At 29.8% G+C, this 16,510-nt stretch carries 13 protein-coding genes and 1 riboswitch; of the genes, 7 read left to right on the forward strand and 6 right to left on the reverse strand.

What is annotated here, in order from left to right; all coding sequences use genetic code 11:
* Positions 1–22 precede the first annotated feature (22 nt).
* Both fbaA and tamL read right to left on the reverse strand, forming a co-directional pair.
* Complete coding sequence (fbaA, locus tag L1S33_RS05225) at positions 23–1,081, reverse strand: class II fructose-bisphosphate aldolase (RefSeq protein ID WP_240561508.1); 1,059 nt, start codon at positions 1,079–1,081, stop codon at positions 23–25.
* 114 nt (positions 1,082–1,195) lie between these two features.
* Positions 1,196–3,670, reverse strand: coding sequence for a translocation and assembly module lipoprotein TamL (gene tamL / locus L1S33_RS05230; RefSeq protein WP_240561509.1), 2,475 nt, complete (start codon positions 3,668–3,670; stop codon positions 1,196–1,198).
* Positions 3,671–3,741: 71 nt separating this feature from the next.
* Here tamL and L1S33_RS05235 point away from each other — a divergent pair, with 71 nt between their 5' ends.
* A complete protein-coding gene (locus L1S33_RS05235) occupies positions 3,742–4,467 on the forward strand; it encodes a TrmH family RNA methyltransferase (RefSeq protein ID WP_240561510.1) in 726 nt (241 codons plus the stop codon).
* Here L1S33_RS05235 and L1S33_RS05240 read toward each other — a convergent pair.
* The 3 genes from L1S33_RS05240 to L1S33_RS05250 form a co-directional block, all read right to left on the reverse strand.
* Positions 4,464–5,078, reverse strand: a complete 615-nt coding sequence (locus L1S33_RS05240; protein WP_072556764.1) for a deoxynucleoside kinase — start codon at positions 5,076–5,078, stop codon at positions 4,464–4,466. The two genes, L1S33_RS05235 and L1S33_RS05240, sit on opposite strands and share 4 nt — an antisense overlap.
* 70 nt (positions 5,079–5,148) lie before the next feature.
* Complete coding sequence (locus L1S33_RS05245; RefSeq protein ID WP_240553190.1) at positions 5,149–5,829, reverse strand: response regulator transcription factor; 681 nt, start codon at positions 5,827–5,829, stop codon at positions 5,149–5,151.
* Complete coding sequence (locus L1S33_RS05250) at positions 5,822–7,438, reverse strand: sensor histidine kinase (protein ID WP_240561511.1); 1,617 nt, start codon at positions 7,436–7,438, stop codon at positions 5,822–5,824. The genes L1S33_RS05245 and L1S33_RS05250 overlap by 8 nt, the downstream gene beginning before the upstream one ends.
* A 122-nt stretch (positions 7,439–7,560) precedes the next feature.
* Here L1S33_RS05250 and L1S33_RS05255 point away from each other — a divergent pair, with 122 nt between their 5' ends.
* From L1S33_RS05255 to L1S33_RS05275, 5 genes are all read left to right on the forward strand, one after another.
* Positions 7,561–7,905, forward strand: coding sequence for a hypothetical protein (locus L1S33_RS05255; protein ID WP_240553186.1), 345 nt, complete (start codon positions 7,561–7,563; stop codon positions 7,903–7,905).
* An 11-nt stretch (positions 7,906–7,916) separates the two neighbouring features.
* Positions 7,917–8,759, forward strand: a complete 843-nt coding sequence (locus L1S33_RS05260) for a GLPGLI family protein (RefSeq protein ID WP_240561512.1) — start codon at positions 7,917–7,919, stop codon at positions 8,757–8,759.
* 99 nt (positions 8,760–8,858) lie between these two features.
* Entirely contained in the window at positions 8,859–9,725 is an 867-nt protein-coding gene (locus L1S33_RS05265; protein WP_240561513.1) for a GLPGLI family protein, read from the forward strand.
* Between the two features lie 28 nt (positions 9,726–9,753).
* On the forward strand, positions 9,754–12,504 hold the full coding sequence (locus tag L1S33_RS05270) for a carboxypeptidase-like regulatory domain-containing protein (protein WP_240561514.1): 2,751 nt from the start codon (positions 9,754–9,756) through the stop codon (positions 12,502–12,504).
* Between the two features lie 199 nt (positions 12,505–12,703).
* The gene (locus L1S33_RS05275; RefSeq protein ID WP_240561515.1) at positions 12,704–13,285 is read left to right on the forward strand and encodes a transporter; all 582 of its coding nucleotides are present in this window, start codon (positions 12,704–12,706) and stop codon (positions 13,283–13,285) included.
* Positions 13,286–13,359: 74 nt separating this feature from the next.
* Here L1S33_RS05275 and metK read toward each other — a convergent pair whose 3' ends face one another.
* On the reverse strand, positions 13,360–14,616 hold the full coding sequence (gene metK, locus L1S33_RS05280) for a methionine adenosyltransferase (RefSeq protein WP_240561516.1): 1,257 nt from the start codon (positions 14,614–14,616) through the stop codon (positions 13,360–13,362).
* Positions 14,617–14,928: 312 nt separating this feature from the next.
* A riboswitch (SAM riboswitch) is annotated at positions 14,929–15,053 on the forward strand.
* 122 nt (positions 15,054–15,175) lie between these two features.
* On the opposite strand from metK, the gene L1S33_RS05285 reads away from it, so the two are divergent.
* Positions 15,176–16,450 carry an O-acetylhomoserine aminocarboxypropyltransferase/cysteine synthase family protein gene (locus L1S33_RS05285; protein WP_240561517.1) on the forward strand — a complete coding sequence of 425 codons (1,275 nt, stop codon included), beginning with the start codon at positions 15,176–15,178 and terminating at the stop codon, positions 16,448–16,450.
* Positions 16,451–16,510: the final 60 nt, after the last annotated feature.

A 16,510-nucleotide genomic window follows, 5' to 3' on the forward strand; every position in this document is an offset into this window, starting at 1 on the left:
AGGATAAAGTAACGCCCAAATATTACAGTGTATTTACATTGTTTAAGTCTGAAAATGCTTGTTTTAAACGTGTTTTAAATGTTTCTTCGCCTAAACGTAACCATTTTCTTGGGTCGTAATATTTTTTATTTGGTTTGTCTGCTCCGTCTGGATTCCCAATTTGAGATGAAATATAAGCTGTCTTATCTTGCATATAATCTCTAATTCCTTCAGTAAATGCATATTGTAAATCAGTATCAATATTCATTTTTATAACTCCGTAACCAATTGCTTCTCTAATTTCTTCTAGGGTTGAACCTGAACCTCCGTGAAAAACAAAATCGATATGATTTTCTTCAACACCATATTTTTTTGTGATAAATTCTTGAGAGTTCTTTAAGATTTTTGGTGTTAATTTTACATTACCAGGCTTGTAAACTCCGTGTACGTTACCAAATGCTGCTGCAATGGTAAATTGTGGAGAAACTTTCATTAATTCTTCATAAGCATAAGCAACTTCTTCTGGTTGCGTATATAGTTTAGAGACATCTACGTCAGAATTATCTACGCCGTCTTCTTCACCACCTGTAATACCTAACTCTATTTCTAAAGTCATGCCCATTTTACTCATACGAGCTAAGTATTTTTTGCAAATTTCTATGTTTTCTTCAAGTGGTTCTTCACTTAAATCAATCATATGTGAGCTATATAAAGGTTTTCCTGTTTCTTTAAAGTGTTGTTCTGAAGCATTTAATAAACCATCGATCCAAGGTAATAATTTTTTTGCTGCATGGTCTGTATGTAAAATTACAGGAACTCCATAAGCTACAGATAATTCATGTATGTGTTTTGCTCCAGCAACTGCTCCTGCAATTGCTGCTTTTTGATCTTCGTTAGCTAAACCTTTACCTGCATTAAATTGTGCTCCACCGTTAGAAAATTGAATAATTACTGGGGCATTTAGTTCTTTTGCAGTTTCTAAAACTCCATTAATTGTGCTAGAACCTACAACATTAACTGCTGGTAAAGCAAATCCTTTTTCTTTGGCAAGGTTAAAAATTTCTTGAACTTCTGTACCTGTGGCAACTCCTGGTTTAATCATTGGTTTAAAGATTTAGTTATTTAAATAATGTAATAGAGCAAAATTACATTTTTTTTGTGCAAAATGGAAAGAATTAGACCTCTTTAAACTATTACGTTTTCGAGTATTTGAATTTTAAAATGGATAGTTAATACCAATATTGTAAACTGTATTGCCAAAATTAAAGTTTCTAAACCATCTGTTTCCGCTTAAATAAGGTTCATGTGCTTTAAAGCCTAGATCTAAACGTGCTACTAAGAATTTAAAATCATATCTAAGCCCAAAACCAGCTCCTACAGCTAGGTCTTTAATTGAAGAAAATCCATTAAATTTAGATTCATCGTCTGCAAAATCTTGGCCTGTAATATCCCAAATGTTACCAGCGTCTATAAAAATGGCGCTTTTTAGGCTTCCAACTAAATCGAAACGATATTCTAGAGATGATAAAAATTTAAAACTTCCAATATTATATTCTAAACCTTGCGGTCTTGTTCCTGGACCTAAATCATAAGTTTTCCAGGCTCTAATATCATTAGAACCACCTGCAAAATAACTTTTAGAAAAAGGAATGTCAGAATCTCCATAAGGCATAATAACACCAGTAAAAGCTCTAAAACCTAATACAGAATTTTCTCCTAATTGCCAGAATTTCTTGTATTCAATATCTGTTTTAAAATATTGCGCAACCGGAATTTTTAATACTGTTTTTTGATTTCTAGAGTTTATTTGATTAGAAAGTAAGCCCATTACATTTCCAGAATTTGCGATTCTAATTTTAAAGTATGAAAAGTCTTGGTCTTCATAGCTACTTTGGTTGTTGTAGGTAAAATTATATGCTATAACTGGTATTAAGAAATCTGAAGAAATAATATTATATCGATTTAAGATATTTAAATTGCTTTGAGATTCTGTAGGATTATTGGCAGCAAATGAAGTGTCTGATGCTACCATACTCATAAAACTTAATACTTCGTTTGGTACGCTTAATTGATATATTGGATCATTATAGAATGTTTGTGCAACGGTATTTAATTTACTGTATTCAGATGCGTATACATTAAAGTAATTATCTACATTTAGGTTTCTAATGTATTGTGCGTTTAATACTTCTAATTGTAGTGTTTTTTTACTATTGTAGTTCCATTTGTAATTTACACCAACATTAATATTTTGTTTATCAAGACCTATATTACGTTGTACAGCAACACCTGCATAGAAACTTGTTTTAGGAGACATTCTTTTACGAACTAACTTGTTTAAGCCAAAAGGAGCCATAAAACGAGGTACTTCTAATGATAAATCTGTTCCAAGTTCCCAACCAGGACCATTATTAGAATTAAAATAAGAACCAGAAACAGATAATTTAAAGATTTCTGCACCTCTAAATGTGTTTCTATTTAATATTGAAAACTTACCAGAAACATCAAAGTTTCTAATGTTAGATCTAGAAAGTTCTGTTTCAAAACCTAACGTATATTTTTCAATTGGAGTTAAATAAATATTGGCTTCAAGTTCATCATCATTTAACTCGCGATATTTAATAGTATTAGTTTTAAAATTTTTTAAACCACGCAAATGGCTTCTAGTTAAATTTCTTAAAGAATCGGAATAAATTTCATTTGGGTGAATGAATAATGATTGGGATAAATATTTAGGATTGTATTTTAATTTATCATGCGCAAAATAAGATATGCCTCTGTAAGATAAAGAATCTTTAATGCTTTCATCTTTATCAGAATACGTGTAATCTGTATAAACATTAATCTTTTTTATTTTTTGAACTTTATAAGGCTTGTAAGAATAGGTTCCATCTTCTTCTATAATTCTATCAGAAATTTTTAAATCTACATTTGTTTTATAATTTACACTTGCTGTATCAATTTGATGAAACCCAATTGAGTTAAGGTTAAAATGATAAACACCATTATTTCTATAAAGCTTTGTAATACGTTTTGCCTCGTTTTCAAAATTACTGTTATTGTATTGGTCTCCAGATTTTAAAAAAGTGTATTTTTTGTTTTCTTCATAAATAGAATCTAAAACGGGAGACATTATTTTTTTAGTAATACTATCTAAAAAGGTAGCTTTTCCTTTTGTTATATAGTAATTTACAGCTCCTTTTTTTGTGCCAACTGTATCTCTTTTTGATGTTACTTCTGCTTGAAAATAACCTTCTGTAAAATAATATGATTTTAATTCATTTACAGTTCTATTAATTTTAAGATCATCAATAATAACAGGAGCTTGTCCGCTAGTTAAAAACCAATTATTTATACCAATAAAAGAATTTGCAACACCAATACTTTGTTTTTCTGAAAATACATTTTTAAAAAACTTGTATGTTTTTGGATGTCTTTCTTCCCATTCTTTTGAGTTTTTGGAGCCATTAGGATTACCTAAGTTATAGAAATAGAGAGATAAAGGTATTCCAAGTGCTTTAGCGTTAGGGCGTTGAATTACATAATTGTAGTCTTCTGTACCCGATGTTTTTTTATCATCAACAAAAATTGTGTTTTTTGTAAGTAGCTGTTCTCCTTCAGCAACTCGTTTTATAGAATTACACGAGGTTACTAAAAGTATAAGAAGTATGTAAAAAGAAAGTTTTTTCATTAACTTTACGCATCGCAATAAGAACCAAAAATACTATTTTTAAACGGTTTTAAGTTGTTAAAAATTATTTAATGAGTTTATCAAAAAATCATCTTAAACTTATAACAAGTTTACAGCAAAAAAAGTATCGTCAAAAGCATAAATTATTTATTGCTGAAGGGATAAAAGTGGTTGAGGAATTGCTAAAATCTTCTTTAGTTTTAGAGAAGTTGTTTGTAACAAGTGAATGTTCTTTTAATGTTCCTGCTGATAAAACTATTGAAGTTTCTGAGGTTGAACTTAAAAAAATTAGTCAATTAAAAACGCCAAATAAAGTTTTAGGTTTGTTTCAGATTCCGGAACAAAAACTAGTTAAAAATAACGGTTTGGTAATTGCGTTAGATGCAATTAATGATCCTGGAAATTTGGGTACAATAATACGTTTGTGCGATTGGTTTGGAGTGGAACAATTACTGTGTTCTAAAGATACTGTAGATTGTTATAATGCTAAAGTTATACAGGCAAGTATGGGGTCTTTAACAAGAATTCAGATTAATTACGTTGATTTAAATTCTTATTTATCAGAAACGAAATTACCAACATTTATTGCCGATATGGATGGCGAAAATGTATATAAAAGTAAACTTCCAAAAGAAGGCGTTTTAATAATGGGTAATGAAGCTAATGGTGTTTCTAAAGAAATAAAAGAACTCGCTAAAAATGTAATTTCTATTCCACGTTTTGGTGTTAAACAAGAAACGGAAAGTTTAAATGTTGCAACCGCAACCGCAATTTTATTGAGCGAATTTAGGCGTTAAAATAAACCGTTTATCTGAGCGTCAATTCTATCAATAATATATCCTAAATCTTCTTGATTTTCAACAAAATCTAAATTATCAACATCAATAATTAATAATTTTCCTTTTGTGTATTTGCTGATGAAAGCTTCGTAACGTTCGTTTAATCGGCTTAAATAATCAATACTAATAGAGTTTTCATATTCTCTACCACGTTTGTGAATTTGTCCAACTAACGTAGAAATATCTGCACGTAAATAAATTAATAAATCTGGTGGAGTAACTAAGTTTTCCATCAATTCAAAAAGTGAAGAATAGTTACTAAAATCACGATTTGTCATTAAACCCATTGCGTGTAAATTGGGAGCAAAGATGTGTGCGTCTTCGTAAATAGTTCTATCTTGAATAATTTTCTTCCCAGATTGTCTTAATTCTAAAACTTGACGAAAACGGCTGTTTAAGAAAAATACCTGTAAGTTAAAAGACCAGCGTTCCATTTCTGCATAAAAATCATCTAGATATGGATTTTCATCAACAGACTCAAAATGAGGAGTCCATTTATAGTGTTTGGCTAATAATTTAGTAAGTGTGGTTTTTCCAGCTCCAATGTTTCCGGCAATTGCTACGTGCATAGTTCTAGGTGTAAAATGTTACAATTATAGGGACGGTAAATTTACACAAAAAAAGGAATTAAAATAATGTTTAGCACATCAATTTATAACCAAAACCACGAATGTTTACAATTTGAATGTTTTGGTCTTTGTTTAGTTTTTTTCTAAGTTTAGAAATAAAGACATCCATGCTTCGTGCGTTAAAAAAATCGTCATTTCCCCATAACTTTTTTAAGATGAATGTTCTGTCTAAAACTTCGTTTTTTTGTTGCCAAAGATTGTATAATAATTCGGCTTCTCTATGGGTTAATAAATTTGAAATGTTATTTAATTCTAAAGTTTGCTTCTTATAATTAAAAGTATAATTTCCAATTTTTATTTTTTCTATGTCCTTCTTAATTTCAACTCTGTTTAATAAGGAATGGATTCGAACAATTAACTCTTCCATAGAAAATGGTTTCTTTAAGTAATCGTTTCCTCCATGAGAAAAACCCTCTAAAACGTCTTTTGTTTGTGATTTTGCTGTTAAAAAAATAATAGGAATTGTACTGTTTTCTGCTCTTATTTCTTTTGCCAACGTAAAACCATCTTTCTTTGGCATCATTACATCTAAAACCAATATTTGAGGTTGTTCCTTTTTGTAAATTTTATAAGCCTCTTCACCATTTTCTGCATGAAAAACTTCAAAGTTTCTAGTTTCTAAACTTTCTTTTACAATTTGACCTAAACTTGGTTCGTCTTCGGCAAGTAATATTTTTATAGCATTATTCATATGGTAAAATAATTTTAAAAACGGTGTTTTTTATATTCGGAATAAGAGCAATTGTTCCCTCATGCTTCTCTATAATTTTCTTGGTGTAATACAAGCCAATTCCAAAGCCTTTAACATCATGTGTGTTTCCTTTTGGCACGCGGTAAAACTTTTCAAATATTTTTTCTTGTTGATTTTTCTCAATACCATTTCCATTATCAGCAATACTAATTTCTATAGTATTTAAAACCGAATTTAGATTCACTTCAACTGTTTCTCCACCATATTTTATAGCATTGTCAATTAGGTTAGAAATTGCATTTTCAAAATGAAAAGCATCTATATTAGCTATTATTTCAGAAATATTAGAAGAAAAAGTAACGGTTTTGTTTTCTGAAATTAATTGATGCTTCTTGGTAATTTTATCAATTAAGTCAACAATATTTACTGCCTCTTTTTGTAATAATAAACTCTCAGAATCTAAGGTAGCCGTCTCCAAAAGTTTCTCTACCATTTGGTGTAGTTTTTTCAACTGAATGTTAGAAATTGAAACGTATTTTTTTGTTTTTTCTTTATCATCAATGGCGTTAAAATTACCAATTGCTTCCAATGCTGTAGAAACTGTGGTAATTGGTGTTTTAAATTCATGCGTAATATTGCTAATTAAATCGTTTTTAATTTCTGCTAATTCTTTTTGTTGGTTGATAATTTTTAACAAATAAAATAAACTAGAAATTACGGCAAGAGATAATAAAAGCGATAGTAAAATTCCTGTAGAACTTCTTTTTAAAGTTTCTTTAGAAGGATTTGTATGCAATAAATCAAACCGATTATCGTCTTGAAAATAAGTAGAGTTTGAATTAGTAATTACATTCTTTTCAATGTTTTTAGAAACATTATATGCATAAAAAAGGGTATCTTTTTTAAAGTGATTAAAAGCAAAATCAAGGTTAATTTTTTTACTTTTTAGTTTTAAAGTTAATAAGGAATCTAAAACTTTATAATCTAAAGAATCATTATGTATTGCAATAAACATGGTTTTTAAACCTTTAATAAGTTTAATGCTGTCTCGTGCTTTTTCTCCTCTAAATACTTGTATTGATGTTATTTTGTTTGCAGAATCTTTGGCAATATGAATTCCCTTTTTCTCTTTGTCTCCTAATTGTATTAAGCCACTTATTTTTTTGTTTTTAGGAAGATCCTTTTGGTAATCGTTATTTAATTTATCTAGTAAATCATTAGTTATTATTGAATCTGTTTTGTCAAAATCTTCCTTTTCACTTGTATTTATTTGAATTGAAGAAATTTTAAATTCGGGTGCTGTTTTATTTTTTTTTGAAGTCTTTTTTTGTGGTATTGCATTCTTAAAAAAATCTTTCCAAAGTTGTTTTTTTCTTAAGCTATCTGCCGTAGTTGGGTTCTCGGGTTCAATTATAGTTAGTAAGTTTTTTTTAGAAAGGTTGGTGTAATAATCGTCTATAGATTCATCTAAACTACTCTTAATTTCATTTAAAACATACTGTTTGTTTTGTTGGTAATTTTTATAATTCCAATATAATTGAACAGCTATAGTTGTTATAATAGTAGCTGTTATAAAGTATAAAATCCAACGTTGTTTTTTGGTATTCATATTTCAAAGGTAAGTGCAAAAGCGCAATAAAAATAATTGCTTAACACTAGTTAACACTCATTAACCTAAAATGTGTTTAATCATTATAATCTTTGTAGTGTTCAATTTTAAAACTATATCCAATGAGAAAAATACTATTTATTACCTTTTTGTTTGCTTCTTTATTTATGAATGCTCAAGACAAACCAATTGCTGAAATGAATTTTACAGAAGCAACTGTTAACAGTTTAAAGTTTTCGGTTGATTCTGCTGAAGAATTAAAAGATATTAATTGGGATGATATAAAGGAGATTTTTTCTGAAAATAAACCAGAAGATTTAATTCTTCTTGAATTTGAAGTTAATTACCCTAAAAACAAAAAAGAGGCTAAAAAGAGTTACAAATTTACTTCTAAAGGAAAGTCTAAGGATATTAATAACACTATATCAATGGCTAAAAAAATATTGAAAAAACTTGCTAAAATTTAAAACCTATAAAGATGAAAACAATTATAATAATTATTATTTTGACAATTTCTTTTTCAATAAACGCTCAAGATTTTACGGGAAAAGCAACTTATAAAACCTATAGAAAAAGCAGTATTTCTTTTGGAGAAGGTAAAAATGCACCAAATCCAGAAATGCAAAAAAAATTAGAGGCTCAAATGAAGAAAATGAATCAAAAAACATTTACACTCAACTTTAATAGGTTTGAATCTACTTATAAAGAAAACGAATCTTTAGCTGCTCCTCAAACAAGTGTAGGCGGTTTAAAAATGATTTCTTTTGGAGGAAACGGAACAGATTTACTATATAAAAATGTAAAAGAAAACAAGTATGCAAAGCAAACAGATATTATGGGTAAAAACTTTTTAATTAAAGATGAAATTAAAAAGATTGATTGGGAATTAAGTGATGAAACCAAAAATATTGGAATGTATACTTGTTATAAAGCAACGTACTCAAGAGAAGTGGAGCAAAAAGATTTTTCAAGCTTTAATAGCGTTGAATCTGAAGGAAAAGTAGCAAAAAAAATGAAAACTATTGTTACTACAGCTTGGTACACGCCGCAAATACCAATTAGTAATGGGCCAAGAGAATTTGGTGGTTTGCCAGGTTTAATTTTAGAATTAAGACAAGATAAATTAACTATTGTTTGCTCTGAGGTTGTGTTAAATCCGTCTAAGAAAATTGAGATTAAAGAACCTAAAAAAGGAAAAGTTATTTCTCAAAGTAAATTTAATGAGATTCAAGAAAAAAAATCCAAAGAAATGATGGAGAAATTTAAAAGTAGAAAAGGTTTAGATCTTGGAAACGGAACAACTATTAAAATTGGTGGTTAAATTTCATTTTTTTTTAATCTAAGATTAAACCTTCGTGTTTTATTGTAGTCTTACCTGAAGTAGCGGAAGCTATTTTAAATAAAAATTAAAATAAAAAACATGAAAAAAGTATTTACCTACGCTTTCTTATTATTCTCTATAGTAACTTTTTCTCAAAAAGACTTTACAGGAAAAGCAGTATACATGTCTAAAACAACAATGGACATGGACAATTTTGGTGGCAGACAATTTTCTGAACAACAAAAAAAACAGATTAAAGAACGTATGAAGTCTACGTTAGAAAAAACGTTTACGTTAAATTTTAACAAATCAGAATCTTTATACAAAGAAAACGAAAAATTAGAAGCTCCAGGTGGCGGCGGAAGAGGTTTTAGATTTGGAGGTTTGTCTGGTGGCGGAACTAAATATAAAAACAGCAAAGACAATGTGGCTTTAGAGTCTACAGAGTTTTTTGGAAAACAGTTTTTAATTTCTGATGATATGAGTCAGCCAAAATGGGAATTAGGTTCAGAATCTAAGCAAATAGGAAACTACACGGCTTTTAAAGCTACAATGTTAAAAGAAGTAGACCCAGCAGATTTTTCTAATTTTCGTAGAGGACCAAGAGGAAATAATAATAAAGACGAAGCTAAAAAAGATTCTACAAATAAAGCTTCAGGTGAAATTAAAAAACCAGAAAAAGTTTTGGTTACTGCATGGTTTACGCCACAAATTCCAGTGGGTTCTGGACCAGGAGAATATTGGGGTTTACCAGGCTTAATTTTAGAAGTTAGTACAGGTAGAACAACAATACTTTGTACGGAAATTGTAATTAATCCTACTGAAGAAAGTGCTATTTCTAAACCAACTAAAGGAAAAGAAATTACTAGAGAAAAATACAACGAGGTTGTAAAAGTTAAAATGGAAGAAATGAGAGAACGTTTTAGAGGTCGTGGCGGAAATGGTCGTGGCGGAAGAGGGCGTTAATCAATAAGAATCAAGCAAATTTACACACATGAAAAAATTACTACTCGTAGCCATTTTTATGGTTATAGGAACTGCTAATGCCCAAATTACACTTACTGGTGTAGTAAAAGATAGTATTGGTAATCCTTTAGAAATGTCTAATGTTTTAGCATTAAATAAGTCGACTAACAAAATGGAATCGTACGGTTTTACTGATGCTAGCGGACGTTATAAATTATCATTATCTAAGAACACAACTTTTGCAATTAAAATAAGTTACGTAGGTTATATAACTGCGGAATTTGATGTAGATGTAAAAGAAGAAAAGTTGACTAAAAATGTTACTTTAAAAGAAGATAATTCTTTAGATGAAGTAAATATTACTTATAAAATGCCGGTAACTATAAAAGGAGATACAATTGTTTACAATGCAGATTCTTTTAAAAACGGAAGTGAACGTAAGTTAGAAGATGTTTTAGAAAAATTACCAGGTGTAGAGGTTAATGATGACGGAGAAATTGAAGTAGAAGGTAAGGTTGTTGAAAAAATAATGGTTGACGGTAAAGAATTTTTTAGCGGAGACACAAAATTGGCAAGTAAAAATATACCTTCTAACGCGGTTGATAAAATTCAGGTTTTAAGAAATTACAGTAATGTAAATCAGTTAAGTGGCGTACAAAATAACCAAGATAGAGTTGCTATTAATATTAAACTAAAAGAAGGTAAAAAGAACTTTTGGTTTGGAGATGTTTTAGCTGGTGGAGGTTCCGCACCTAATGAAGGTTTGTACCTTTTTCAACCAAAATTATTTTATTATACACCAAAATACACGTTAAACGTTATTGGAGATCTTAATAATCTTGGAGAAGTTGTATTAGATAGAAGAAGTTTAAGAAGCTTTGGAAACAATTTTAGAAGTCAAAGTCCTTCAAACGGAACAAATATTGACATTTCAGATGCTGGAATAGGTTTTCTAAACGCAAGTGCTAGAAATGCAAATAGAATTGAAACAAAATTAGCTGCATTAAACTTTAGCTATTCTCCAAATTCAAAGTTAGATTTAAGCGGATTTTTAATTTGGTCTGGTAATAGTAACGGTCAAAGAAATATTAACACAATAGATTATCTTGATCCAGATACTCCAGATGATACTGTTGATAATTCGACAAGTCAAACAAGTAATTCAGGCTTATTTAAATTAAGTGCTGGTTACAAGAAAAACGCCAACAATCAATTAAATTATAATATTTCTGGACGTTTTACAAACGAGTATAAAACTGAAGATGTAAACTCTTTTGTATTAAGTGATATTGCAGAAAAAGAAGACGCAACTCCTTTTACAATCAATCAAGACTTTAGTTATTTTTATACAGCAAGTGAAAAAAACATATTCGCTTTAGAGGTAAAGCACCTTTTACAAGATGAAGATCCATTTTATGCAGCTTCACTAGAAAATGATCCAAACAATAATGACGATGCAAATAATGATGGTTTTGATGACACAGCTGAGAGTTTAGGTTTAGATAGAACAAATATGTTTTACGATTTAAATCAAGAAAGACGTGTAAAATCCAACCAATTAGATGCAAAATTAGATTACTATTATATCTTAAATGATAAAAGTAATTTAAACGTTGTTGCAGGTACAATTTTAAGTACTCAAAATTTTAACTCTAGGTTTTTTCAAACCTTAGATAACGGTACAGAATTTACTCCAGATCCAACAATTGATGGAATAGATAATCCTATTACTACCAATGATACTGAATATAATTTCACGGATATTTATGCAGGTTTAAGGTATCGTTTAAAATCAGGTATTTTTACATTTACGCCTGGTTTTACATTGCATTCTTACAGTTCGGAAAACACACAATTCGGAAACGAGTTTTTTAAAGATGAGTTTGTTAGTTTGCTTCCAGAGTTTGAAATGATAACGCAGTTTAAGAAAAGTGAAAGTTTAACGTTAAGCTATAAGAAAGAGATTAATTTTACAGATGTAAATCAAATTGCAAGAGGTATTGTTGCTAATAATTATAACTCTTATTTTGCAGGTAATGCAGATTTGGTAAACTCAAGTTTTCATAACCTATCATTATTCTACAGAAGCTTTAATTTGTTTAACAACAGTTCAGTTTTTGCAAGAGTAAATTATAGAAAAACAGCAGATCAAGTTAATAATAATACAATATTTGAACCTGGTTCAGTAGTATCAAGTAGTACAACTATTAACTCGCCTTTTAGTAATGAAAGTTTAAGTTCTTCTGTTTCGGCTAGCAAAACTATTAGAAAGTTACAGTTTAGAATAGGAGGAAACTTCTCTTATAATAAATCATATCAATTTATAAACTCGTTAGAGAATGTAAGTAAGATTTATAATACAGGATTAAATACTAGAATTGGTACAAATTTTAGAGAAGCTCCAAATGTAAGTTTAAACTATAGAGTTTCTTTTTCTGATCAAGAAAATAGTTCTAGAGAAGGAACCATAAAAAGTGTTACGCATGCGCCATCAATAAATTTTGATGCTTATATCTGGGATTCTGTAACGTTAACTTCAGATTACTCTTTTACAGATGTTAGGCAAAACGGAGCTAGTACAAATACTTTTGATATTTGGAATGCTAAATTAGCATACAGAAAAGATAAAGATGCCAAATGGGAATATGAAATAGTAGGTAATAATCTACTAGGAACTGGATCTCAAACTTCTGTAAGCCAAAGTATTCTTTCTTTTAATATTAATGAACGTTTTATTTTACCAAGGTTTATAAGTTTTAGAGTTAGGTATCAATTGTAACAATATATAAATTGAGTAAAAAAAGCCTCGTAAATTTTAAATTTACGAGGCTTTTTTATATTAAAACACGCTTATTGAATGAAATTAATAATTCTTTAAATGAAATTATCAGTTCGATAAATGAAAATAATGAATAATTGTAATTAGAGCTAATTTTACTGACAAATAAATTAAAGCCAATTTAAACTAAAATCTTATTATGATCTACTTAAAAAAAACATTGTTGTTATTATTTGTTTTATTTGTTAATACCAATATTAATGCTCAAAATAAATCATGGCAATTTGATATTGGAATAAATATCATAGATTATGATACTCCTCCAACAAATGATATGGAAGCAGCGGGTATAACAGGAAAATGGTTTGATGAATATTTTAATGTTGGAGATAATGAAAGTTATACTTCTTCGGTTTTACCAAGTATAACAGTTTCTAAATTTTTAGGGGATAAGTTTTCTATTGGTTTAAGAGGTTCTATGAGTAAGGTGACCAAAAAGGAAGAAGAACCAAGAGGCTCTTTAACTCATTTCGCAGTTGATACATTTGGTAAATATAATTTTATGAATTCGGGTAAATTTAATCCTTTTTTAGAAGTAGGTTTAGGGCATACCTCAGTAGATGTAATATCATCAATGACTATTAACGGAGGTGTTGGAGCTAATTATTGGTTTGTAGAGAATTTTGGGTTTAAAATACAAGCCAATTACAAGTATGCTTTTAAAGAGTATTTAGCTCCTCATTATCAATTTATTGCTGGGGTTTCATATAGGTTGAAATAAAAATTACTGAAAGTATATAAACAAAAAAAGCACAACAATTGTTGTGCTTTTTTAATACTTATACGTTGTAAAAATTACAAACCAAATGCTTCTTTAACTTGTGGTACATAATCTAATTTTTCCCAAGTAAATGTTTCTACTTCTTGAGAAACTGTTTCTCCCATTGGGTTAGAAAATGTTACTGTTTTTACTTCTGGAGTTCTTCCCATGTGCCCGTAAGCAGCAGTTTCAGAATAAATAGGTGTTCTTAATTTTAATCGTTTTTCAATAAAATAAGGACGCATATCAAAAATAGTTTCTACTATTTTACTAATTTCTCCATCTGTTTTATCTATAGTTGCTGTTCCGTAAGTTTCAACATTAATACTTGTTGGTTTTGCAACACCAATAGCATAAGAAACTTGTACTAAAACTTCTTTACATAAACCTGCAGCAACTAAATTTTTAGCAATGTGTCTTGTTGCGTAAGCTCCTGATCTATCAACTTTTGAAGGGTCTTTTCCAGAAAAAGCTCCACCACCGTGCGCACCTTTTCCTCCGTAAGTATCAACTATAATTTTTCTTCCTGTTAAACCAGTATCTCCATGAGGCCCACCAATTACAAAAACACCAGTTGGGTTAATATGATAGGTAATATTATCGGTAAATAATTTTTGAATATGTGCAGGTAATTTTGCAACAACTCTAGGAATTAAAATCTCAACAATATCTTTCTTAATTTTTGCTAACATAACATCGTCAGATGAATCAAAATCATCATGTTGTGTAGAAATTACAATTGCATCAATTCTTTGCGGAACATTATCGTCAGAATACTCAATAGTTACTTGAGATTTTGCATCTGGACGTAAGTAGGTAATATCGTTATTTTCTCTTCTAAGTTCAGCAAGTTCAATTAGTAAACGGTGAGACAATTCTAATGCCAAAGGCATGTAGTTTTCAGTTTCAGCAGTTGCGTAACCAAACATCATTCCTTGGTCTCCAGCTCCTTGTTCTTCTGGGTTAGCTCTGTCAACTCCTTGGTTAATATCTGGAGATTGTTCGTGTATTGCAGAAAAAACTCCACAAGAATTTCCATCAAACATATATTCGCTTTTTGTGTAACCAATTTTGTTAATTACATCTCTAGCAATTTGCTGAACATCTAAATAGGTTTTAGACTTAACTTCACCAGCCAAAACAACTTGTCCAGTAGTAACTAATGTTTCACAAGCTACTTTACTTGTTGCGTCAAAAGCTAAAAAATTATCGATTAGTGCATCACTAATTTGATCTGCAACTTTATCTGGGTGTCCTTCAGAAACACTTTCTGAAGTAAATAAATATGACATAATATATCTTCTTTAATATTTTTATTTGAGAAATAAATTTGGATTGCTTGTTCGCTTAAAGAAGTAGGAAATTACTGCTTTAGCATTTTTTTATTGAGGTTGCAATCAGTTCAAATTTTTCCTCTAATTCTGCGGCAAAGGTAAGGCAATAATCTAAAATATTTTAAATTTTCACAAATAATTATGAATGTCAAAAAAAAGGTGCAGAAATTTGCTTATTTGTTAAATGTTTTAAAATAAATACTTTTTTACTTGGATATTAAATTTTTCTGAACATATATTTGCACTCACAAAGTTCAATAACTTATTGAAATGTTATCAAGAAAGGTGGAGGGATTAGACCCTGTGAAACCTTAGCAACCCTTTTCGTGAGGAAAAGAAGGTGCTAAATTCTACTTAATTTCAGATTCATTTATCAGAAATTGGATAGATAACCCAAAAACAAATACACTTCCGTGTATTTGTATAATTCTTTATAACATTTTTCTAGTAAGCTACATCTAAAATAGATGTGTTTTGACTTTTGGTTTAATTATTTATTAACTCAAAAAATAGAAAAATGAGTACTCAAAAATTAGCAACTAACGCGTTGCACGCAGGACATGATGTAACAACAAACGGAGGTGCAAGAGCAGTTCCTATTTACCAAACATCATCGTATGTTTTTAATGATGCAGATCATGCTGCAAATCTTTTTTCATTAAAAGAATTAGGGTTTATTTATACACGTTTAAATAATCCTACAAATCAAATTTTACAAGATCGTTTAGCTGCTGTTGAAGGTGGTATTGGAGCCGTTGTTTTTGCTTCTGGAACTGCTGCAATTTCAACAGGATTATTAACACTTTTAAAATCGGGAGATCACATTGTGGCTTCAAGTAGTTTATATGGTGGAACCTACAATTTGTTAAGTGTTACCTTACCAAGATTTGGAATTACAACAACATTTGTAGATGCATCTAATCCAGCTAATTTTGAAGCAGCTGTTCAAGATAATACAAGAGCATTTTTTGTAGAATCTTTAGGAAATCCGAAGTTAGATGTATTAGATTTAGAAGAAATATCTAAACACGCTAAAGCTGCTGAAGTTCCTTTTATTGTAGATAATACAGTAGCAACACCAGCATTATTAAATCCAATAAAACATGGAGCCGATTTAGTAATCCATTCTTTAACAAAATATATTGGCGGACAAGGAACTTCTTTAGGAGGTGCAATTATAGATGCAGGAACTTTTAACTGGGCAAACGGTAAATTTCCTGAATTTACTGAGCCATCTGCAGGTTACCATGGTTTAAAATATTATGAAACTTTAGGAGCTGCGTCTTTTGTATTTAAATTAATTTTAGAAGGATTACGTGATTTTGGTGGCGCATTAAGCCCAACAAATGCGTTCAATATTATTCAAGGTTTAGAAACATTAACGGTTAGAATAAAGCAACATTCAGAAAACGCCTTAGCTTTAGCAAAATGGTTAGAGCAACAAGATGCAGTTGAATGGGTTAACTATCCAGGTTTAGAAAGTAGTAAATACAAATCTTTAGCAAATAAATATTTACCAAAAGGACAAAGCGGAATTGTAACTTTTGGTGCAAAAGGCGGTTTTGAAGCAGCAAAAACTATTTCTAATAAAACAAAAGTGTTCTCTTTATTAGCAAATATTGGTGATACAAAATCACTAATTATTCACCCGGCAAGTACAACGCATCAGCAGTTAGATGAAGCAGCACAAGCAAGTGCAGGAGTTTCTCAAGACTTAATAAGACTATCTGTAGGTATTGAAGATTTAGAAGATTTAAAAGCAGATTTAACAACAGCTTTTTCAGAATTATAAAATTATGTCTTTTCGTGTGCAGTCAAGAACTATTATAATCTTTTGACTGCGTTAAGGAGA

It is taken from the genome of Tenacibaculum aquimarinum, assembly GCF_022478115.1.
Classification (GTDB): domain Bacteria; phylum Bacteroidota; class Bacteroidia; order Flavobacteriales; family Flavobacteriaceae; genus Polaribacter; species Polaribacter aquimarinum_A.